At 41.1% G+C, this 19,807-nt stretch carries 24 protein-coding genes; 16 read left to right on the plus strand and 8 right to left on the minus strand.

Features of this window, described 5'->3' with window-relative positions; all coding sequences use genetic code 11:
* Window positions 1-33: 33 nt before the first annotated feature.
* From F946_RS06915 to pabC, 4 genes are all read right to left on the minus strand, one after another.
* The gene (locus tag F946_RS06915; protein WP_004980552.1) at window positions 34-450 is read right to left on the minus strand and encodes a PaaI family thioesterase; all 417 of its coding nucleotides are present in this window, start codon (window positions 448-450) and stop codon (window positions 34-36) included.
* 87 nt (window positions 451-537) lie between these two features.
* Window positions 538-1,137, minus strand: a complete 600-nt coding sequence (gene tmk, locus F946_RS06920; protein ID WP_004980554.1) for a dTMP kinase — start codon at window positions 1,135-1,137, stop codon at window positions 538-540.
* Entirely contained in the window at window positions 1,138-2,193 is a 1,056-nt protein-coding gene (gene mltG / locus F946_RS06925) for an endolytic transglycosylase MltG (RefSeq protein ID WP_004980556.1), read from the minus strand.
* 1 nt (window position 2,194) lies between these two features.
* The gene (gene pabC / locus F946_RS06930) at window positions 2,195-3,007 is read right to left on the minus strand and encodes an aminodeoxychorismate lyase (protein WP_004980558.1); all 813 of its coding nucleotides are present in this window, start codon (window positions 3,005-3,007) and stop codon (window positions 2,195-2,197) included.
* A 164-nt stretch (window positions 3,008-3,171) separates the two neighbouring features.
* Here pabC and F946_RS06935 point away from each other — a divergent pair, with 164 nt between their 5' ends.
* The 7 genes from F946_RS06935 (at window position 3,172) to F946_RS06965 (ending at window position 10,005) form a co-directional block, all read left to right on the plus strand.
* Window positions 3,172-4,182, plus strand: coding sequence for a sulfate ABC transporter substrate-binding protein (locus F946_RS06935; protein ID WP_004980561.1), 1,011 nt, complete (start codon window positions 3,172-3,174; stop codon window positions 4,180-4,182).
* Window positions 4,183-4,219: 37 nt separating this feature from the next.
* On the plus strand, window positions 4,220-4,825 hold the full coding sequence (locus F946_RS06940; protein ID WP_004980562.1) for an RBBP9/YdeN family alpha/beta hydrolase: 606 nt from the start codon (window positions 4,220-4,222) through the stop codon (window positions 4,823-4,825).
* Between the two features lie 85 nt (window positions 4,826-4,910).
* A complete protein-coding gene (gene cysT, locus F946_RS06945) occupies window positions 4,911-5,744 on the plus strand; it encodes a sulfate ABC transporter permease subunit CysT (RefSeq protein WP_004693816.1) in 834 nt (277 codons plus the stop codon).
* Window positions 5,741-6,622: a sulfate ABC transporter permease subunit CysW gene (gene cysW, locus F946_RS06950; RefSeq protein ID WP_004980565.1), complete on the plus strand. Its 882-nt coding sequence runs from the start codon at window positions 5,741-5,743 to the stop codon at window positions 6,620-6,622. Before cysT ends, cysW begins: the two co-directional genes overlap by 4 nt.
* A 12-nt stretch (window positions 6,623-6,634) precedes the next feature.
* Complete coding sequence (locus tag F946_RS06955; protein WP_004980568.1) at window positions 6,635-7,696, plus strand: sulfate/molybdate ABC transporter ATP-binding protein; 1,062 nt, start codon at window positions 6,635-6,637, stop codon at window positions 7,694-7,696.
* Window positions 7,697-7,753: 57 nt separating this feature from the next.
* Window positions 7,754-8,677 (plus strand): CysB family HTH-type transcriptional regulator, encoded by a 924-nt coding sequence (locus tag F946_RS06960; RefSeq protein ID WP_004980569.1) that lies wholly within the window; start codon window positions 7,754-7,756, stop codon window positions 8,675-8,677.
* A 119-nt stretch (window positions 8,678-8,796) separates the two neighbouring features.
* On the plus strand, window positions 8,797-10,005 hold the full coding sequence (locus F946_RS06965; protein WP_004980572.1) for an outer membrane protein transport protein: 1,209 nt from the start codon (window positions 8,797-8,799) through the stop codon (window positions 10,003-10,005).
* Window positions 10,006-10,065: 60 nt separating this feature from the next.
* Here F946_RS06965 and carO read toward each other — a convergent pair whose 3' ends face one another.
* Window positions 10,066-10,797 carry an ornithine uptake porin CarO type 4 gene (carO, locus tag F946_RS06970; protein WP_004980573.1) on the minus strand — a complete coding sequence of 244 codons (732 nt, stop codon included), beginning with the start codon at window positions 10,795-10,797 and terminating at the stop codon, window positions 10,066-10,068.
* A 302-nt stretch (window positions 10,798-11,099) separates the two neighbouring features.
* On the opposite strand from carO, the gene dapD reads away from it, so the two are divergent.
* The 6 genes from dapD to F946_RS07000 all read left to right on the plus strand — a co-directional run bounded on the left by dapD (window position 11,100) and on the right by F946_RS07000 (window position 15,096).
* Entirely contained in the window at window positions 11,100-11,921 is an 822-nt protein-coding gene (gene dapD, locus F946_RS06975) for a 2,3,4,5-tetrahydropyridine-2,6-dicarboxylate N-succinyltransferase (RefSeq protein WP_004693827.1), read from the plus strand.
* Between the two features lie 95 nt (window positions 11,922-12,016).
* Entirely contained in the window at window positions 12,017-12,727 is a 711-nt protein-coding gene (gene queE, locus F946_RS06980) for a 7-carboxy-7-deazaguanine synthase QueE (protein WP_004980577.1), read from the plus strand.
* A 43-nt stretch (window positions 12,728-12,770) separates the two neighbouring features.
* The gene (queC, locus tag F946_RS06985) at window positions 12,771-13,439 is read left to right on the plus strand and encodes a 7-cyano-7-deazaguanine synthase QueC (protein WP_004980579.1); all 669 of its coding nucleotides are present in this window, start codon (window positions 12,771-12,773) and stop codon (window positions 13,437-13,439) included.
* Between the two features lie 16 nt (window positions 13,440-13,455).
* Window positions 13,456-13,863 carry a hypothetical protein gene (locus tag F946_RS06990; RefSeq protein WP_004980581.1) on the plus strand — a complete coding sequence of 136 codons (408 nt, stop codon included), beginning with the start codon at window positions 13,456-13,458 and terminating at the stop codon, window positions 13,861-13,863.
* A 72-nt stretch (window positions 13,864-13,935) separates the two neighbouring features.
* Window positions 13,936-14,628 (plus strand): Dph6-related ATP pyrophosphatase, encoded by a 693-nt coding sequence (locus F946_RS06995; RefSeq protein ID WP_004980582.1) that lies wholly within the window; start codon window positions 13,936-13,938, stop codon window positions 14,626-14,628.
* Between the two features lie 9 nt (window positions 14,629-14,637).
* Entirely contained in the window at window positions 14,638-15,096 is a 459-nt protein-coding gene (locus F946_RS07000) for a peroxiredoxin (protein ID WP_004693838.1), read from the plus strand.
* 72 nt (window positions 15,097-15,168) lie between these two features.
* Here the strand turns inward: F946_RS07000 and F946_RS07005 are convergent, their stop codons facing one another.
* Window positions 15,169-15,768 carry a LysE/ArgO family amino acid transporter gene (locus F946_RS07005; RefSeq protein WP_004980584.1) on the minus strand — a complete coding sequence of 200 codons (600 nt, stop codon included), beginning with the start codon at window positions 15,766-15,768 and terminating at the stop codon, window positions 15,169-15,171.
* A gap of 118 nt (window positions 15,769-15,886) precedes the next feature.
* Between F946_RS07005 and F946_RS07010 the strand changes: the two genes are divergently transcribed.
* Window positions 15,887-16,777 (plus strand): LysR family transcriptional regulator ArgP, encoded by an 891-nt coding sequence (locus tag F946_RS07010; RefSeq protein ID WP_004980586.1) that lies wholly within the window; start codon window positions 15,887-15,889, stop codon window positions 16,775-16,777.
* A gap of 38 nt (window positions 16,778-16,815) precedes the next feature.
* On the opposite strand, the gene F946_RS07015 is transcribed toward F946_RS07010, so the two are convergent.
* Both F946_RS07015 and F946_RS07020 read right to left on the minus strand, forming a co-directional pair.
* Window positions 16,816-17,412 carry a YceI family protein gene (locus F946_RS07015; protein ID WP_004980589.1) on the minus strand — a complete coding sequence of 199 codons (597 nt, stop codon included), beginning with the start codon at window positions 17,410-17,412 and terminating at the stop codon, window positions 16,816-16,818.
* A 43-nt stretch (window positions 17,413-17,455) separates the two neighbouring features.
* The gene (locus tag F946_RS07020; RefSeq protein WP_004980593.1) at window positions 17,456-18,025 is read right to left on the minus strand and encodes a nicotinate-nicotinamide nucleotide adenylyltransferase; all 570 of its coding nucleotides are present in this window, start codon (window positions 18,023-18,025) and stop codon (window positions 17,456-17,458) included.
* Between the two features lie 104 nt (window positions 18,026-18,129).
* Here F946_RS07020 and F946_RS07025 point away from each other — a divergent pair, with 104 nt between their 5' ends.
* Window positions 18,130-18,930 (plus strand): enoyl-CoA hydratase-related protein, encoded by an 801-nt coding sequence (locus F946_RS07025; RefSeq protein ID WP_004980595.1) that lies wholly within the window; start codon window positions 18,130-18,132, stop codon window positions 18,928-18,930.
* A 103-nt stretch (window positions 18,931-19,033) separates the two neighbouring features.
* Entirely contained in the window at window positions 19,034-19,789 is a 756-nt protein-coding gene (locus F946_RS07030; protein ID WP_004693849.1) for a nitroreductase family protein, read from the plus strand.
* Window positions 19,790-19,807 lie beyond the last annotated feature (18 nt).

Below are 19,807 nucleotides of genomic sequence, written 5' to 3' on the forward strand. Positions count from 1 at the left end.
TGATTCGTCAGGCTTTTTTATGCGATCATTATTTTAAGATTTGGGTGGAATAGAATAAGTTCCCACCACATGTGCAATCGGTTCATCCTTACCCACTGAATACAACCACACATCCCCAACCACCAATGCTTTGCCAACTTTCATTAACTTACATTCACCGCGGATATTTGTAGATGCTGCGGGTTTACTTAGAAAGTTGACCGATAAATTGGTGGTCACGGTTAAACCGACCAGCCCAATTTCCCCTAAAATAGCGATATACAATGCATAGTCTGCAAGAGTCATCATGGTTGGGCCTGATACCGTTCCACCCGGTCTCAAATCACGATCATCTACTCGATACACCACTGTTGCTGCGCGCTCAGTGACAGATTCGATACGACATTTTTCTAAACTTTGCGGAAATTCCTTTTCTAAAAAAGCCACAATCTCAGTTAAGTTACTTTTCATTTTTCCTTCAACATATAGTCCTTTGTCACTGACTATAAAAGAAAAATGTATTTCACTACAGTCTGAAATAACATTTCAGGCATATTTTTAGTTTAAATATTGCAACGCTTGTGCAAAAACCTGTTCTGGTGACTGGGTTGCATCCAAGCGTTTGACCCGCTCAGGATACTGCTCCCATAACTGCTGATAACCTGCTCTAACTTTTTCAAAGAAAGTGACTTTTTCTTGTTCAAAACGGTCCAAAGCTCCCCGTTCCCGCGCACGAGACATGCCTGTCTCAATCGGAGCATCAAGCCAAAATGTAATATTCGGCATATGGCTGACAAAGTTCTCATTCAGCAGTTGCAGCTTCGACTGGCTTAAACCACGTCCTACACATTGATAAGCAAAGCTGGCATCGGTAAAACGGTCACACAATACGGTTTTATGTTCCGTTAAAGCAGGCACGATCACTTGTTGTAAATGCTGTGCACGAGCCGCGTACATCAGCAGCAGTTCGGTATCATTCGACATCGACTCTTCATGATTGACTGACAATAATAGCGAGCGAATTTGCTCAGCCATTGGTGTACCACCTGGCTCACGCGTTAAAACAACCTGCTGACCTTGTTGTTCTAGATGCTCATAAATTTTGCGAATCAGTGTGGTTTTACCGACACCTTCTGTGCCCTCAAAACTAATAAACATCTATTCATCCTTCTTGGTTTTTAAAACGCTGAGATATTCTTTTACAGCTTGGTTGTGCTGCTCTAAAGTCTCACTAAATGTGTGCCCACCATTACCCGTTGCAACAAAGTAGATGTTTTTGCTGTTGTCTGGATGCATGGTGGCTTCAATGGCTTTTTTACTTGGTAAAGCAATTGGCGTAGGAGGTAAGCCATTGATGGTATAAGTATTATAGGCTGTTGGGGTACGCAAGTCTTGGCGGGTAATGTTGCCTGTATATTTATCGCCCATGCCATAAATCACGGTCGGGTCCGTTTGCAAACGCATGCCGAGTTGAAGACGACGCGCAAACACACCTGAAACTTGCTCCAGTTCACAGTCAACATTGGTTTCTTTTTCAATGATAGAGGCCATGATCAAGGCTTCGTATTTGTCTTTATACGGCAAATTCGCCGCACGGTTTGCCCACGCTTCATCTAAAGCTTTCATTTGGCGTTTGTATAAATCCGTTAAGATTTTTTTGTCTAACTCCCCTTTGGCGAAGAAGTAAGTATCGGGGGCAAAAAGTCCTTCAGCATGCGTATACGGAATATCTAAGGCTTTTAAAAGCTGATCCATGGGTAAATTGGAGACTTCCTTTTTAACCAATGCATCCTTTTTCAACGCCTCGATCAGCTGTTTAAAGGTCGTCCCCTCAATCACCAATATACGATTCATCTCGGCATTATCGACATTGGAAATCATATCCAAAACTTGGCGAATACTCATACCTTCACGCACTTCATAAACACCGGCTTTCAAGGTGTCATGAATAAATATTTTTTGGTACAGCTTTAAAATAATAGGAAAACTAGCCATGTCTTCTTTGGCTAAGCGGTCAACAAAACCGGAATAGGTATCGCCTGAGTTAATTGCCAATAACTGCTTTTTACCTTCGACAGGATAGGATTTAAATAAACTCGACCACAGTACAATCATCAATAAAACAATGATGCTCACAGCAATCAATAACAACCCTTTCACTTTGCGTTGGGGTGGTTGCGTTTTCTTTTTCGATTTGGTTTTGGCTGCGGACATACTACTGCATCTGATTAAGTTGAAGACGATGGAACAAATCTATACACGGCTGAACATCTAAATGCTGATGATTCAAACTTTTGGCTATTTTCATAGGACTCAAGGCATTACAGAAAAATAAACTTTGAAAGCGTGGAATTTCTTCCATATCAATCATTCTCAGCTCACAGCTCATCCCTTGTTGCTGCATCCGTGCCAATATTTCGGCACGCATGACACCGTGCACGCCATTATAACGAAGTTCGGGACTAATCCATCGATCATTTAGCAGAATGAAACAATTACTGCTCACACCTTCAACGACAGAACCTTGCACATCTGTGACCAACGCTTCCAACCAGCCATGTTGTTCCGCCTCATGCTTGAGTAAGACTTGCTCTAAACGGTTTAAGCTTTTCACACCCACCATTTGCGGCATACTTAACCCAATCGCATGTTGCAGTATCCCTGAATCAATTTCGCTGTATGTCAAAGCCTCTGATGCTTGCGGATAGAAAAAAACCCAAACGTCAGCAGAATGTGTTGGCAAACTATAACCGCGCTGCCCTTCACCCCGACTAATAATAATCTTCAGCGTTCCGTTTAAGTGCGCATAGGTTTGTTTTAATTGTACGATGCTGTGCTGAATAAAGGCTAAATCTGCTGACAACAACAGTCTTTCACAGGCCAATTTCAAGCGTGCTATGTGTAGAGACTCTAGCTCAATCACACCCTCACGGATACGCGCTGTACTAAAACAACCATCTCCATAATGAAATGCACGATCTAATAATTCTATTTGCTTGATTTCTTGTGCATTTTTATAGCAATGCATGCCTATCTACCCTGAAACAATTTTCTGCTTTAGTTTAATGAATTCTAAGCAGAACTCTTTTTCTTTTTTATTCATATAAAATTCATTTTTTATTATTTTTTTAGCAATAAGACTCACAGTATTCTTGCCTCATGTTTAAAAACGTTTAAAATTTGAGGTCTCACATGAGCTTATCTAAGTTAAAAATTGGGGTACTAGCGGCGCTAGTTTCAGTCACATCTTTTGGTGTTGCAGCAAAAGATTTCCTTAACGTGTCATATGATCCAACACGCGAACTCTATGAAGACGTCAACAAACAGTTTGGCGCTTATTGGAAACAACGCACAGGGCAAGACATTAACTTCAAACAGTCTCACGGCGGCTCGGGTAAACAAGCTCGTTCGGTCATTGATGGTTTAGGTGCAGATGTGGTGACACTTGCTCTTGCAGCAGATATCGATGTAATTGCTGAAAAAGCAAAACTTTTACCGACCAACTGGCAAAAGAAATTACCCAATAACTCGACACCATATACTTCGACTATTGTATTCCTCGTCCGTAAAGGTAACCCACAAGGCATTAAAGACTGGGGCGACCTCGTTAAGCCGGGTGTTGGCATTATTACACCAAATCCAAAAACATCGGGCGGTGCACGCTGGAACTATTTAGCAGCTTGGGCTTGGGCGAAACATCAACCTGCGGGTAACGATGCCAAAGCACAAGAATTCGTGCGTAAAATTTATAAAAATACCAAAGTGCTGGATTCAGGTGCACGTGGTGCAACCACAACCTTTGCTGAACGCGGTATCGGTGATGTTCTCTTAGCATGGGAAAATGAAGCACACTTAGCAATTCGTGAACAACCGGGTAAATTTGAGATCGTGACGCCTTCGCTATCTATTTTGGCAGAACCACCCGTTGCCATTGTTGAAAAGAATGCGGAAAAAGACGGCAATCTGAATCTGGCGAAAGCATATCTCAACTATTTGTATTCACCTGCTGGACAGGAAATTGCAGCGAAAAACTTCTATCGCCCACGTAATGCAACTGTCTTGAAAAAATATGCAACCACATTCAAACCGTTGAAGTTGGTGACCATTGATAAAGAATTTGGTGGTTGGAGCAAGGTACAAAAACAGCACTTTGAAAATGGTGGTGTATTTGACCAAATTGTGAAAGCCAATACGACGAAATAAAACCGAGTCCAGTAAATAGCTGTAAGGGAGCATCGACATGATTCATACTGTAATTGTACCAGGCGTGGGTGGGAGTGAACATGACCACTGGCAATCATGGTTACAACGTCAGCTCAAGTCGTGCTCTCGTGTGCAGCAGCAGGATTGGAATAAACCCATACTCCATGAGTGGGTTGAGCAATTTATCAAAACGGTTCAATCCATTCAGGAACCGATTCAAATTGTGGCGCATAGCTTTGGCTGTCTAACGACAGTCGCTGCTTTAGCACAGCATCCTGAACTAAATCAAAACATCAAAAATTTAGTTCTGGTTGCACCGGCCAACCCTGCTCGCTTTGGTGATGCTGGTTTTGCTCGTGAGAGCCAAAACGACTATCAACAGTATTTCCACCAACTCAAGCTACAAGTTCCTACCCAAATGATCATCAGTGAAAATGATCCTTGGCTCAATTTTCAAGATGCGCTGCAACTGGCAAAAGCATGGAAAATTAGGCCTAAGAACTTGGGCCAAGTCGGACATATTAATGTTGCGTCAGGTTTTGGGCCATTCCCTGAAATTTATGATTTTTTGATTTCAGAAAATGTGCTAAAAAACATTAGTTTTTACAATGAAAGCAAGTATTTATTTAAATTTGCAATTTAAACGCTGCAAATGATACTTGTGCCGAAATTCAGTTTTATTTGAGCTGACTCTTTTTAGGTCAGCTTTCTCTCTTTGAGGAGTAATCATGTCGCAGCGATCCCGAGTGCTGCCAGGATTTGGTCTTTCTCTAGGCTTTACCCTAGCATATTTGTCATTAATCGTTCTTATTCCATTGTCCGCTGTTTTCATTAAATCTTTAGGCATTGGTTGGGATGGGTTATGGGAAATTTTAAGTTCAGAACGTATTTTAAAATCTTTGCAGCTCAGTTTTAGTACAGCCCTGATCGCCGCGTTTATTAATGTGGTTTTTGGTCTCCTTCTAGCGTGGTGTTTGGTTCGTTATCGTTTTCCGGGTAAACGCATTGTAGATGCCTTGGTCGACTTGCCGTTTGCCTTACCCACCGCGGTTGCAGGTATTGCACTCACCTCGCTTTATGCGCCTACAGGTTGGATCGGTCAGTATCTTGAGCCTTTAGGGATTCAAGTGGCCTACACCCCAATTGGTATTACATTGGCACTAATTTTTATTGGTATTCCTTTTGTGGTACGGACTGTGCAACCTGTTCTCAGTGACTTGGAAACAGAGTTAGAAGAAGCTGCATCAGCATTAGGTGCCAACCGTTTACAGATTGTGACCAAAGTGATTTTGCCGATTTTATTTCCAGCACTCATCACAGGTTTTGCACTTGCCTTTGCTCGTGGCGTCGGTGAATATGGTTCAGTGATCTTTATTGCAGGGAACCAACCGTTTAAAACAGAAATTGCGCCGCTCATGATTATTTCACGCTTAGAAGAATATGACTATGCAGGTGCAACCACGATTGCAGTCGTCATGTTGGTGCTGTCTTTTGCCATTTTATTCCTGATTAACTTGTTACAAGCATGGGCAAGCCGTCGTACAGGGAGAACAGCACGATGAATATCAACAGTAATGCGCTTGCTGAAAAGCTACAATCGCGTGATGCAACACGTGAGCCAACTTGGGTACGCTATACCCTGATTACGATTGCTCTGCTGTTCTTTTTGAGCTGTTTGATCTTACCGCTGATTTTGGTGTTCGTTGAGGCCTTTAAACAAGGGGTTGGCGTCTATGCACAAGCCTTGGTTCATCCAGACACGCTCTCCGCAGTCAAACTCACTTTATTAACCGCGGTGATTGCAGTTCCACTAAATGTGGTATTTGGTGTTGCAGCCGCTTGGTGTGTGGCCAAGTTTAACTTTCGTGGTAAATCCATCTTAACCACAATTATTGATATGCCATTTTCAGTATCTCCTGTTATCGCAGGTTTAATGCTGGTGCTGATTTTTGGTACGCAAGGTTGGTTCGGTAGTTGGCTTATGGATAACGACATCAAAATTTTGTATGCCGTTCCTGCCATTGTATTAGCAACAATCTTTATTACCGTTCCTTTTGTTGCACGTGAACTTATTCCGCTCATGGAAGCTCAAGGTACGGAAGAAGAAGAAGCTGCGATTGTGCTGGGTGCATCAGGCTGGCAAACCTTCTGGAAAGTAACCCTACCCAATATTAAATGGGGTTTAATTTACGGCGTCATTCTGTGTAATGCACGTGCAATGGGTGAATTTGGTGCGGTATCGGTCGTTTCAGGTCATATTCGTGGTGAAACCAATACCTTGCCTCTGCATGTCGAAATTCTCTATAACGAATATACCTTTAGTGCGGCTTTTGCTGTGTCTTCACTCTTGGCACTTTTAGCAATTGTGACTCTTGTTTTAAAAACATGGGTTGAGCTTCGCCAAGAAAAGCAAAACAAACATAATGATTCAACAGTTTAAAGGAATGACCTCATGAGTATTCAAGTTAAAAATATTGAAAAACACTTTGGTGCGTTCCATGCGCTGAATAACATTTCTCTCGATTTTCCTGATGGTCAATTGGTTGCATTACTCGGCCCATCAGGCTGTGGTAAAACCACTCTGCTTCGTATTATTGCGGGACTTGAGTCCGCAGATGGCGGTCAAGTCATCTTGGAAGGTGAAGATGCAACCAATGTACACGTACGTGAACGTGAAGTTGGCTTTGTATTTCAGCACTATGCCTTGTTTCGCCATATGACCGTATTTGACAATATCGCCTTTGGTCTCCGCGTTCGCCCACGTGCAACACGCCCATCTGAAGCTGAAATTAAAAAACGTGTCACGCGTTTACTGGACTTAGTCCAATTGGGGTTCTTGGCAGATCGTTACCCAGCTCAACTTTCTGGCGGTCAACGTCAACGTATTGCACTGGCACGTGCTTTGGCAGTTGAACCACGCGTACTGTTACTAGATGAACCTTTTGGTGCTTTGGATGCAAAAGTACGTAAAGAGCTCCGTCGTTGGTTGCGTACTTTGCATGATGAACTTCATATCACCTCAATCTTTGTAACGCATGACCAAGAAGAAGCTTTAGAAGTCGCGGATCAAATCATTGTGATGAATAAAGGGAATGTCGAGCAAATTGGATCACCCCGCGAGGTTTATGAAAAGCCTGCAACGCCGTTTGTGTTTGATTTCTTAGGTCAAGCGAACCGTTTCGAAGGCCAAAATAACGCAGGGACGATCCAAATTGGTGAAGACCGTATTCAATTAGATTCTTTACTTAATGCACCTTCGGGCGACGTGATTGCCTTTGCCCGTCCAGATGAATTACGTATTCATGCACAGCCGCAAGACAACGCCATCCAAGCAACGTTCGTACGAGAATTATGGATCGCGGGCAAAGTGGTTGCAGAGCTCCATGATCGCCAAGGCAAACTGATTGAAATCTCACTGACTTCTGAAGAAGCAAAATTACACCAATTTAGACCTAATCAAACGGTATGGTTAAGCCCATCAAACTTGCATTTATTTGCAAAACCTGCGGCTTAAGACCAATTGAATGGGGCATGTTGAATGCCTCATTCATCATAAAAGAGATCCAAAACTATGAACTTTCAACAACTCAGAATTATTCGAGAAACGGTGAGACAAAACTTCAACCTCACCGAAGCCTCTGCTGCACTGTATACCTCTCAGTCAGGCGTCAGTAAGCACATCAAAGACCTAGAAGATGAATTAGGCGTACAGCTTTTTATTCGTAAAGGGAAACGCTTACTCGGTTTAACTGAACCAGGTCAAGCACTACTGGGTATTGTTGAACGCATGTTGGTCGACGCGGACAATATTAAACGTCTTGCAGATGATTTTAACCGTGTCGATGAAGGTACTTTGACGATTGCAACTACACATACGCAAGCGCGTTATGTGCTACCGCCGATTGTCAATCAATTCAAAAAAGAGTTTCCAAAGGTTCATCTTATTTTGCAACAAGCCAGTCCTGTTGAAATTACCGAAATGCTTCTGCAAGGTGAAGCTGATATTGGTATTGCAACTGAATCACTGACCACAGAAGATAATCTGGCTAGCGTGCCATTCTATAATTGGCAACACAGTATTATTACCCCACAAAATCACCCACTGGCAAGCAAACAAAATATTAGTATTGCAGACTTGGCGGAATATCCACTGATTACCTATCACGGCGGTTTCACAGGACGTTCAAAAATTGACAAAGCTTTTGAAGATGCAGGTATGGATGTCGACATCGTAATGTCTGCTTTAGATGCCGATGTCATCAAAACCTACGTTGAACTTAACATGGGCGTTGGTATTGTCAATAATGTGGCGTATGACGTTGAACGTGACTATCGTTTAAAACAAATTCCAACTGATATTTTTGGTCTCAATACCACATGGATTGCAGTGCGTAAAGGTCACCTCCTGCGTGGTTATGGCTATGAATTTATCTCGTTGTGCTCACCAGATGCAGACATTAAAGCTCTTAAAAGAGTAGCTTATCCAGACGACTAAACCATTCTTTATTCTAAAAAAGAGGCCATCGTGCCTCTTTTTTATTTTAAACCCATATACTTTAAATGGGCATCGTGTATTATTTGATCAAACGATAAAAATACTAGTGAGCAATAACAGTGAATAAAAATCTGTTGGGCTCTCCATTACTTTGTTTATGTTTCTATTCGTCGGGATCATGCTTTGCTGCTGCTTTTGAACGATCAGGTCAAACGATACAATCCTTTTTTGAACATGGAAATTATGCAGAAATTTCTTTGGCTTATATTGATCCAGATGTTTCTGGCCAAGTTCAACAGGTCGAGACACTACAACAGTTTGGCATCACTGACTTTTCAACAGGCAATTTAAGCAATGAACAAGTAATGCTGGGAGCTGCACTAAAGCTACAACTTAACCCTCAGTTTAAATTTGCTGTCATTTATGACCAGCCTTTTGCTGTAGACATCGATTATCGCTATCGCCCAAAGATTTACGGTGAAAGTTATGAGGTTGAATCTGCCGATATCGACTTTGAAAGTCATAATCTCAGCTCGCTTTTAGGCTACCAATTCAACCCACAATGGGAAATCTATGGCGGTTTAAGCTATCAAAGCTTTGCAGGCTCTTTAAAAGCGAAAGGTCAGGCCTATTCTGTGTTTGATGGCTATGATGCCGAGTTTAAACAAGATGAAAGCTTGGGCTGGTTAGCAGGTATTAGTTATCAAATCCCTGAATATTATTTTAGAACATCGTTGACTTACCGCTCAGCCATTAAGCATGAAATCACCACAACAGAGTCTATCGAAGTCGGCGTAGATACACCCAATGTGATGGAAGTGAAAACACCTCAATCTGTAAACCTTGATTTCATGACAGGACTTCCTTATCAAAATATCTTGTATGGGACGCTACGCTGGGTGAATTGGCAAGACTTTGTCATTCAACCACCCAAATTTAAAGCTGTGATCGATTATGTTGCGCTGTTTTACCCAGAAGCCACAGACGTCAAACTTATTCAGTACAATGAAGATCAATGGTCTGCAAAACTTGGCCTAGCACACGTATGGAACAAAAAGTGGCTGAGTACTATGGAACTGCTCTGGGACTCTGGGATTAATAACCCTGCATCTACGCTTAATCCAAGTGATGGTTATCAAGGCATTGGTCTAGGTAGCATGTATACATACAACACTGAGTTTGATATTGCGGCTAGTCTATATTATTTGCATTTTAAGAAGTCCAAAACATCTTCCGACTCAAATCCACTGGCAAACATTACAGGACTTTCAGCGCTGAATGATAATGATGCATGGATCTTTGGACTAAAATTAGCCCATCATTTTTAAAGACTTTAGTTAAAGTCAGACATAAAAAAACGAGCCGAAGCTCGTTTTTTTATGTGTTAATTACCAGTGGTAACTTACACCCAATTTTGCAACTGGCATCCACTCATATTTATCATCGTTACGGATTTTGTTTTCTTCAGCAGCTAAATCTCTATCAAAATCAGCGCCATTCACGTTTACAAAGTTACCTTTCGATGTTAAGTCTACAGATGGGTTGCCTGTATAGTACGCACCCACTTCACCAAAGACACCCCAGTTTTGATTAATCTTAGGTGCTAAACCTAGACCAACATAGGGAGCAATATTGTTTTCGTAACCCATTTTTCCTGAAACTTCACCATTAAAGTTATAGTTGTTACCATTTACTTTAATCGTACCATCACTTGAGCGCTTCTTCAGGTCATACTCAGAATCGACATAACCTACACCTGCTGCAACGTATAAACCTTGAGCCCATCGATTTGTACTTGTACCCCATGGACGAATCTCAGCATTTAAATAAGCAAGGCTGTTGTCCATATCCATGTCGTATTTGGTGCCATCGATAGACAAATCATCAGACCATGAAATGTCACCACCGTTATAACCTAAAGCTAAACCAACATATGGGTTAGCTGTCCACAACAAAGCACCGCCATAACCTGTTGTACCAACTTCAGCACGAACACCAGTAGGAATTAATTTATTTTGGTCAAAAGCATAACCATCTTTTACGACTGCATCATCAGCAAAAGCTGTACCTGCGACTGCTGACATTGCTGCTGCGATTGCAACTAAACGTAATGATTTCATGTTTTTTCTCCTCCAATTAAAGATTTTTTTACATCATTTACAATTTTTTGATGAGCCCATCTTAAAACACCCTCTGACTGTTTTTTATTCTAGATTTGGGCTGTTTTTGTTATTTTTTGATACATTTTATACTTTCTTGTTGTTGTAAATCGCAATTCTTTACTTAACGCCTTTACTCAAACAGATCTAAAAGTCTTATTTCCAATCATTCATTATTATTTCCGATCCTATGCTGTTTTTTCATCTATTCTCTGCACAATTTAGTGTAAAATCAGGAAAATTTTTTTTCTGGAAGGAAGATCATGTCTCAGCTTTCAACAATTATTGAACAAGCGTTTGAAGACCGTGCGAATTTTACAGCAGCGGACTGTCCTGCTGAAGTTCGTGCAGCAGTTGAAGAAGTCATTGCTGGTTTAGATAACGGGACATTACGTGTTGCTGAAAAAATTGATGGTGAGTGGGTTGTTCATCAATGGGTGAAAAAAGCTGTACTTTTATCATTCAAACTAAATGACAACAAACCAATTGAGTCATGTGACCTTCAATTCTACGACAAAGTAGATACCAAATTTACAGGTTGGACTGAAGAACAGTTTAAAGCGGCTGGCGTACGTGTTGTTCCTCCTGCGGTTGCACGTAAAGGTTCTTTCCAAGCGAAAAATGTGGTGTTAATGCCTTCTTATGTGAACATTGGTGCATATGTTGACGAAGGCACCATGGTTGACACATGGGCAACTGTGGGTTCATGTGCTCAAATTGGTAAAAACGTTCACTTATCTGGTGGTGTAGGAATTGGTGGTGTTCTTGAGCCACTTCAAGCAAACCCAACGATTATTGAAGACAACTGCTTCATCGGCGCACGTTCTGAAATCGTAGAAGGCGTGATCGTAGAAGAAGGTTCTGTAATTTCTATGGGCGTGTTCATTGGTCAATCGACTAAGATTTTTGACCGTGCAACTGGCGAAATTCACTATGGTCGTGTACCAGCAGGTTCTGTTGTAGTTGCAGGTAGCTTACCTTCTAAATGCGGTACTTACAGCCTGTATGCTGCAATCATCGTGAAAAAAGTAGATGCACAAACACGTTCTAAAACGAGCTTGAACGATTTACTACGCGACGAATAATTTTTAGTTGTCGTGCGGAACTAAAGTTCCTCATCTCTACGGTTAAGACTAGCCGTAGAGATTTTTGTTTTTCTAACCTGTGGTTTAATTTTGCTATGAATACGCTTCGATCTTCTGCTATCCCTGTTTCTGATCCTTCTGCGGGTCTACGTATCACGGAGATCTTTTATTCTTTGCAAGGAGAAGCCAACACCTCAGGACTGCCAACAGTTTTTATTCGTTTAACGGGTTGTCCACTACGTTGTACCTACTGCGATACGACCTACTCGTTTGAAGGTGGCGAACGTCAATCTTTAGATCAGATTATTCAAACCACGCTTGATTTTAAAACCCCTTATGTCTGCGTGACAGGTGGTGAACCCCTTGCACAGCCCAATGCATTACCTCTAATGCAACGTCTTGCAGATCTTGGCTGTGCAGTCTCTTTAGAAACCAGTGGCGCTTTAGATGTGTCTAAGGTTGACCCACGTGTTTCAAAAGTATTAGATTTGAAAACCCCAACTTCAGGTGAAGTTGCACGAAATTTGCTTTCGAATCTCGACCATTTAACCCAGCACGACCAAATCAAATTTGTAATTTGTAACCGTGAGGATTATGAGTGGTCAAAACAGCAAGTTGAAGACTATAAACTCAATGAAAAAGTCAGCACAGTATGGTTCTCTCCTGCTTTTGCCGTTGAGAAAGGTGCTGCTCGTTTACCTCAACTTGCGCGTGACTTAGCGCAATGGATATTAGAAGACCATCTCCCTGTTTGCTTCCAACTCCAACTCCACAAGTTGCTTTGGAATGACGAAACTGGTCGCTAATACATTGCCTATTCATCTTTAATTTATATTTGGAGAAAGTTGTATGCGCCCTCGTGCCATAGTTTTGTTATCTGGCGGTTTAGACTCAACAACTTGTTTAGCATGGGCGCAAGCACAGTATGACTGTACAGCGCTCAGCTTTATGTATGGTCAACGCTCAACCACTGAGCTCGATGCTGCACGCGAACTTGCGAAAAAAGCAGGCGTAGAACATCGTGTCATTAATATCGACTTAGGTAATTTGGGTGGTTCTGCGTTAACAGACCATAGCATTGATGTTCCAGATCATGAACAAGTCGGTATTCCTGTAACTTATGTTCCAGCACGTAACACGATTTTCTTATCTTATGCCCTAGCAGCAGCAGAAGTTTTAGATGCCGAAGCCATTGTGATTGGTATTAATGCTGTTGATTATTCAGGGTATCCTGACTGTCGACCTGAATTTATAGAGGCATTTGCCAACATGGCTCGCCTTGCAACCAAGGTTGGCGTTGAAGGAAAACCTCTTAAATTTGAAACACCTCTGTTACATTTATCCAAAGCAAATATTATTCGCTTAGGTATAGAACATGGCGTAGACTATAGTCAAACGGTGTCTTGCTACCAAGCAGATGACCAAGGACGTGCTTGTGGGAAATGCGACAGTTGCCGTCTTCGTAAAGAAGGTTTTGCAGATGCTGGCGTAGCAGACCCAACGCGTTATATACCGTAACGACAAGGTACAGTTTATGAAAAATTTAAAATCAAACATTTTGCTTTCTACATTGGTGTCTGCAGCTGCATTGTTCGCTACAGCTTCAAATGCTGCTGAATCGAACAAATTACAAGAAGCGTATAAAAGCAGCAATGTAAAATCGGCATTGATTAATGTTTGTAAAGAAGAAACTGCAAAAAGCAAAAAGCTTAGTGCAGCAGAAGTAAGCAAATACTGTACTTGTGCAGTTGAAGCTGATGGTAAGTTGACCAATGCACAAAAATGGGAAATCCAAAGTGCGATCAACCAAAAGAAAAGCCCGTCTACTTTAGCTTTTGTACAAAAGCAAAATAACGACTTACAAACATGTTTCGGTCCACAGTTAACAGGTAAATTAAAATCTTTAACTGAAGAAGCAATGAAAGCTGCTCCGAAAAAATAATTCACTGAATGTGAATGAAGCCTGCTCTATGCAGGCTTTTTTATATGTTCAAAATAGATAGAACTTGAAAATATGCTCATCCAATGGAATACACGCGCCCAAAATCGCAAATTTGTTGCGTCATATAGTGGTGGAAAAGACAGCAGCCTTGCTTTATACCAAGCGATGCAAATGGGTGAACCTGTTGCATTAATTGTCATGTTAGAAGAGCAAGGTCTGAAATCACGCTCACATGGAATGTCTCTCGATATTATTCATGCACAGGCAAAAGCAATTGGACTTCCCATCTACAGTGCCTCTGCGACATGGCAAGACTATGAAAACCAGTTCATTCAACTGTTACGAAAAGCTCAAGCTCTTGGAGCAGAAAGTTTAGTCACAGGTGATATTGATTTAATGGCACATGCTGAATGGAATCAATCCGTTTGCGATAAAAGTGAGCTCAGCTTATGTATGCCATTGTGGCAACGTCCACGTTCAGACATTGTGCATGAGCTTATTCAGCTTGGTTTTCAAAGCATCATCGTTACGGTCAACTTAAACTTAGGCATGAAGGCTGAAGACTTAGGTCAAGTACTTAGCCTTGACTATGTAGATGAACTTGTTGCAAGAGGCATTGATCCATGCGGCGAAGCGGGTGAATTCCATACCACGGTGATTGATGGCCCAATTTTCAAACATCCACTTTCAGTTGTTAAAGGTGATATTCTGTATCACGAAAATTATGCCTTTTTACCACTTGAATTAGAACAATGCGACATTTAAGGATAGAACATGACTGATACGATCCAACTTCCAAATCAGAACTTTCCAGCCACAACAGGTGAAGTGAACTTAACTGAAGTGCCGACTGAGTGGCTGATTGTGTACTTTTACCCGAAAGATTCAACGCCAGGTTGCACCACTCAAGCCGTTGGTTTTTCATGTTTAAAAGATCAGTTTGATGCCCTACAAACCACAATCATTGGTGTTTCCCGTGACTCGGTTAAAGCACACCAAAATTTTACAGAAAAGCAGGCTTTAACCATTAATTTAATTAGCGACAAAGAAGAAGTGCTGTGTAAACACTTTGATGTGATTAAAGAAAAAAATATGTATGGTAAAAAAGTGATGGGCATTGAGCGCTCAACTTTTATTTTTCATAACGGTAAGTTGGTTAAAGAGTATCGTAAGGTAAAAGCTGCGGGACATGCTGAACAAGTTTTAGAGGACTTAAAAGCATTACAGGCTTAATGTACATCAGCCCGCAAATGCGGGCTTTGTTTTGTATGATTTTTTATTTCATAGATTTATTGTACGCGCTTTTTATTTCACAAGCAGTGAAATGGCGATTCCCCACATCACCAGCGCGATGATCCCATCCAGTACATTCCACGCTTTCGGATTGGCAAAAATGGGGATAAGCACACGAGCACCATAGCCCAAAGCAAAGAAAAACAACCAAGATGCACACACAGCCCCTAAAGCAAAGTACGCAGGTTGCTCAAACTGTGTTGAAATAGAACCCAGTAAAATAACCGTATCTAAATAAACATGCGGATTAAGCCAAGTCAGCGCCAAACACAGCAAAACAATATTCACTAGATGATGCTTTTCAATGGGACTTGCCTCCAAGCCCTGCTGTGATTTAAATGCCCGTAGCAAATGTTGAAATCCATAACAAAATAAAAAAATTGCCCCTGCCCATTTGGAAAACTGAATAATTTCAGGATAGTGCTGAAGCACTTTTGAAAAACCAGAAACGCCCAAGACAATTAAAATCGAATCCGACAGTGCACAGACAAAACATACCCAAAAAACAAACTGCTTTTTAAGCCCCTGTTTTAGCACAAATGCATTTTGAGCCCCAATGGCAATAATAAGGCTCATCCCAACTGCAAGCCCTTGTACATATGTACTTAACATTTTGACTTTTCAACTTAATTGATGATGTCAGGATTATCTTTCATTTTTAATTAAATTAAGTATTATTTAGAAAATATCAATATAACTAAAATATTTTTAGTTTAAAGTGAGTCCCGATATGCTGAATCATAAACAGTGCGACGCATTTTTAGCAGTGGCAGAAACAGGAAGTTTTGACCTAGCTGCTGAACAGCTATGCATTACTGCTTCTGCCGTCACTTTACGCGTACAAAGCCTAGAAAAAAGCTTCGGGCATTTACTGATTGTGCGGGAAAGACCTTGCCGCCCGACACAAGCAGGTCAATCGCTGCTACATTATTTGCAACATAGCCGACTGTTAGAGCAAAGTTTCATTCAGAACCTCACAGGTCATATGAACACCTCTGCTTTTTATCAAATCAACATTGCAACCAATGCCGACTCCTTAGCGACATGGCTGTTGCCCTTGCTACAGTCAACATTAATTGAAAAAAAGATCGTGGTGCATTTTCAGGTCGATGACCAATCGCAAACCCATCACTTACTTGAAGCTGGTTTGGTGAATGCCTGCGTGACAGATGAATCCCAAGCCATGAAGGGCTGCGTAGCGGAATACATTGGCGATATGAACTATCGTTTTGTCGCCACACCAACTTTTGCGCAGCAATGGTTTAAACAAGGTGTCAACCGAGAGTCTCTACGTACAGCCCCTGCACTGATCTTTAATGCAAAAGACCAACTCCACACCGCGTATATCCAACAAAAGTTTGGACTCAATCCAACTCAATATCCACATCACTTTATTCCATCTTCCAGTGCATTTTTTGATGCGGTTACGATGGGACTCGGCTATGGTTGGTTGCCCTATTATCAAGCCAAACCGCGTTTTCAGGATGGCTCATTGGTTGAGTTAGATCCTCAACTCAATATTGATTTACCTTTGTATTGGCATCATTGGAAACAGCAGTCGATGCAGTTAAATCTGCTAACAGATCTCTTGATTGAACAGGCTCACGCAGCGATGAATTAATAAAGCCCTGAATATAGGTCTTTGAGATCATAGAGTCTCTATTGCACTTTCCACTGCCCCGACAGTTGAATATTCACTTTTTCGCCTACACCTCCAATGGCTTTTTTCATGCCAAAGTCACTTCGGTTAATTACGGCTGAGGACTGGACATCCAGTAGATTGGCATTATTGGTATTTGGTTTTAGGGTCGTGCTAAAGCTAACAGGCTTGGTGATGCCACGAAGTGTTAGGTTCCCAACAATATTATATTGACCACCACCCAAGTCTTTAAAACTGGTACTTTTAAAGTTAGCGCTTTTGTACTTGGACGCATAAAACAAATCTTCACCCAAAATCATATTTTTCAGTGCAGGTTTACTTAGGCTTAGGCTATTTACATCCATGACAAAATTCGTTGAGGCATGCTGTGGTGCTTTGGCATCAAACTGCATGCTGGATTGCACCCGATTAAACTTAGCTCTTACAACGGTTACACCCAAGGATTTAATTTCAAAACCTACATTACTCTGAGGTGTCAATGTCCATGATTGGGCCTGTACTTGAGTGCTGAATGCAAATGTAACACCTGCAATCATCAAAATATTTTTAATGACCGCATAACGTGCAATCTTTTTCGTCTGTTGTTTTCTATCCATGGAACTCGATCCTTGTCGAAATATTTTTATTCGACTGAGAACCTTAGTCTAAATTGGATAAGTCCTGAGTTAAAAATTTGTGTTGTAACTGTTTATATATTTCACTTTGTTGGAATTTATGTAAAAAATCACTGGTTCCCAATGGAAATGCCTGCTCTAAAATTTCCCCACGATAATAAGCTTCACGAACGGGGGTTGCAGACATCGCATCTTGTAGGCTATCAAGCTCAACCATTTGCCACTCAGGAAAAAGCTGTAAATAATACGAGGAATCATCTTTAAAATGGCCAATCAGTCCAACCTTCGCCTCAGGTGTGACTACATGATTCACTAATTTTTTTACCAATTGCACCCATTTAACATCATTATAAACATCAATTACATGTACAAAGTGAATCCGTTTTTGATGTGCTTCTGAAAAGTTCGATAAAATCATTTCTTCACGTTCAGATGCTAAAAATGGATTTTTCGTATTTCGTTCATTTTGCGCAGAGCCTAAAGCCAAAATGACATTTTCACTTTGCTCTAAAGCAATCTTAATGGTTTGCATATGCGCCAAGTGAAATGGCTGGAAGCGACCAATGAATACGAGATAATCAAATGTATATGGCATAAATCTTTTACTTTTTTATGAACTGGTCAGTTGTGTCGATCATAAAATTATGCGACATAATGAGCCCATAAAATTAAACCAAACTTTCTAGCAAGGATAGTACGATGACACTGAGCTGTATTCAACAACCTCATCAACATTTGAATGCAAAATTAGACAATGGCGTACTAACATTAGCCATTCACCGTCCTGAAGCAAAGAATGCGTTGTATGGCGAACTTTATTTATGGATTGCAAAAGCTTTAGATGAAGCAGATCTAGACAGTAGTGTTCGTGCTGTCATTCTACGTGGTGAAGACGCAGACTTTACCGCAGGCAATGACATGCAAGATTTTATGAAATCTGCAGCGCAAAAAGGTCAAGCACCTGCGGCTGAAGGCCCTCCATTTATTTTACTTAAATCTGCAGCAAAATTTTCTAAACCGTTGATTGCGGCTGTACGTGGTGTGGCGATTGGTATTGGGGTAACGATCCTGTTACATTGTGACTTAGTTTATAGCGACAACACTGCCCTATTCCAGATTCCATTTGTCAGCCTTGGTTTATCTCCAGAAGGTGCTTCAAGCAAATTATTGGTAGAACAAGCAGGTTATCACAAAGCTGCTGAATTACTGCTAACTGCTCAGAAGTTTGATAGTGCAACCGCAGTTGCTGCAAACCTTGTCAACAGCATTGAAGATGATGTGTATGCAGCAGCAGCTAAAAAAGCGGCACAATTGTCTGCTTTACCTTTAGCCTCTTTGGTGCAGTCTAAGGCATTAATGAAGCACAATGTAAATGAAATTGTGGCTTGGATTGATCATGAAGCTGAAATTTTCATGGATCGTGTCGGCTCTCCAGAAATGATGGAAGCCGTATCAGCATTTATGCAAAAGCGTAAACCTGATTTCACCCAATTCAACTAATCGTTCATCGTTGAATCACTAAAAACAACTGTGTTTCATATTACACAGTTGTTTTTTTATTTTCCGTCCCAAAATATTTAAGAACCTATTCGGAAAACTTCTTATGTCAAACACTACAGAAAAAAAGCGTTACTTTGAGCCTGCCCCACAAGACATCGATGTTGAAAATTTTAAGAAAGTCATCCAAAGCCGTCGTTCAGTACGTAAGTTCACGGATAAACCGATTCCAAGTGAAATTTTAGATGAATGCTTAGATTTAGCGTTGCTTGCACCCAATTCATCAAACTTACAGCCTTGGACATTCTATGTGGTGCAAAATCCGAGTAAGAAAAAGCAGCTGGTTAAAGCGTGTTTAGGACAACTTGCTGCTAAAACCGCATCCGAATTAATCGTATGTGTCGCTAGAACAGATCGTGTTGATGAGATGGCGAAACTAAATATCACCGAGTTTCCATTTCCCGAAGCACCACCAGCGATTCAAAAGTATTACCGCTTTATTCCATACAACTATAAAACAGGTTATTTCAATGCATTGGGTAACTTCAAAAAAGTTGCATTTAAAGTAGCCCGTACACTTGATAAACAACTTCCTGTTACTGCATTTAATCAAGCCGATGCTAAGCTTTGGGCAAGTAAAACTACAGCTTTAGCTTGTGAGAACCTAGTGCTAGCTTTACGTGCCTATGGTTTCGATAGTTGTATGATGGAAGGTTTTGATGAGCCTTTGGTGCGTAAACTGTTAAATCTGAATGATCAACAATACCCTGTGATGGTGATTGGTGCAGGTGAGCGTGCAGAAGACGGTGTATTTTTCCCGCAGTACCGTTTTGATCGTGAGTTATTTATTCAGAAGGTTTAGCTGCTGTCTTAATTATAG

The organism is Acinetobacter johnsonii ANC 3681 (assembly GCF_000368805.1).
Lineage (GTDB): Bacteria > Pseudomonadota > Gammaproteobacteria > Pseudomonadales > Moraxellaceae > Acinetobacter > Acinetobacter johnsonii.

Coding starts and splice junctions, on each gene's coding strand:
- F946_RS06915 (WP_004980552.1), bottom strand. CDS start 450: ATGAAAAGTAACTTAACTGAGATTGTGGCTTTTTTAGAAAAGGAATTT.
- tmk (WP_004980554.1), bottom strand. CDS start 1,137: ATGTTTATTAGTTTTGAGGGCACAGAAGGTGTCGGTAAAACCACACTG.
- mltG (WP_004980556.1), bottom strand. CDS start 2,193: ATGTCCGCAGCCAAAACCAAATCGAAAAAGAAAACGCAACCACCCCAA.
- pabC (WP_004980558.1), bottom strand. CDS start 3,007: ATGCATTGCTATAAAAATGCACAAGAAATCAAGCAAATAGAATTATTA.
- F946_RS06935 (WP_004980561.1), top strand. CDS start 3,172: ATGAGCTTATCTAAGTTAAAAATTGGGGTACTAGCGGCGCTAGTTTCA.
- F946_RS06940 (WP_004980562.1), top strand. CDS start 4,220: ATGATTCATACTGTAATTGTACCAGGCGTGGGTGGGAGTGAACATGAC.
- cysT (WP_004693816.1), top strand. CDS start 4,911: ATGTCGCAGCGATCCCGAGTGCTGCCAGGATTTGGTCTTTCTCTAGGC.
- cysW (WP_004980565.1), top strand. CDS start 5,741: ATGAATATCAACAGTAATGCGCTTGCTGAAAAGCTACAATCGCGTGAT.
- F946_RS06955 (WP_004980568.1), top strand. CDS start 6,635: ATGAGTATTCAAGTTAAAAATATTGAAAAACACTTTGGTGCGTTCCAT.
- F946_RS06960 (WP_004980569.1), top strand. CDS start 7,754: ATGAACTTTCAACAACTCAGAATTATTCGAGAAACGGTGAGACAAAAC.
- carO (WP_004980573.1), bottom strand. CDS start 10,797: ATGAAATCATTACGTTTAGTTGCAATCGCAGCAGCAATGTCAGCAGTC.
- dapD (WP_004693827.1), top strand. CDS start 11,100: ATGTCTCAGCTTTCAACAATTATTGAACAAGCGTTTGAAGACCGTGCG.
- queE (WP_004980577.1), top strand. CDS start 12,017: ATGAATACGCTTCGATCTTCTGCTATCCCTGTTTCTGATCCTTCTGCG.
- queC (WP_004980579.1), top strand. CDS start 12,771: ATGCGCCCTCGTGCCATAGTTTTGTTATCTGGCGGTTTAGACTCAACA.
- F946_RS06990 (WP_004980581.1), top strand. CDS start 13,456: ATGAAAAATTTAAAATCAAACATTTTGCTTTCTACATTGGTGTCTGCA.
- F946_RS06995 (WP_004980582.1), top strand. CDS start 13,936: ATGCTCATCCAATGGAATACACGCGCCCAAAATCGCAAATTTGTTGCG.
- F946_RS07000 (WP_004693838.1), top strand. CDS start 14,638: ATGACTGATACGATCCAACTTCCAAATCAGAACTTTCCAGCCACAACA.
- F946_RS07005 (WP_004980584.1), bottom strand. CDS start 15,768: ATGTTAAGTACATATGTACAAGGGCTTGCAGTTGGGATGAGCCTTATT.
- F946_RS07010 (WP_004980586.1), top strand. CDS start 15,887: ATGCTGAATCATAAACAGTGCGACGCATTTTTAGCAGTGGCAGAAACA.
- F946_RS07015 (WP_004980589.1), bottom strand. CDS start 17,412: ATGGATAGAAAACAACAGACGAAAAAGATTGCACGTTATGCGGTCATT.
- F946_RS07020 (WP_004980593.1), bottom strand. CDS start 18,025: ATGCCATATACATTTGATTATCTCGTATTCATTGGTCGCTTCCAGCCA.
- F946_RS07025 (WP_004980595.1), top strand. CDS start 18,130: ATGACACTGAGCTGTATTCAACAACCTCATCAACATTTGAATGCAAAA.
- F946_RS07030 (WP_004693849.1), top strand. CDS start 19,034: ATGTCAAACACTACAGAAAAAAAGCGTTACTTTGAGCCTGCCCCACAA.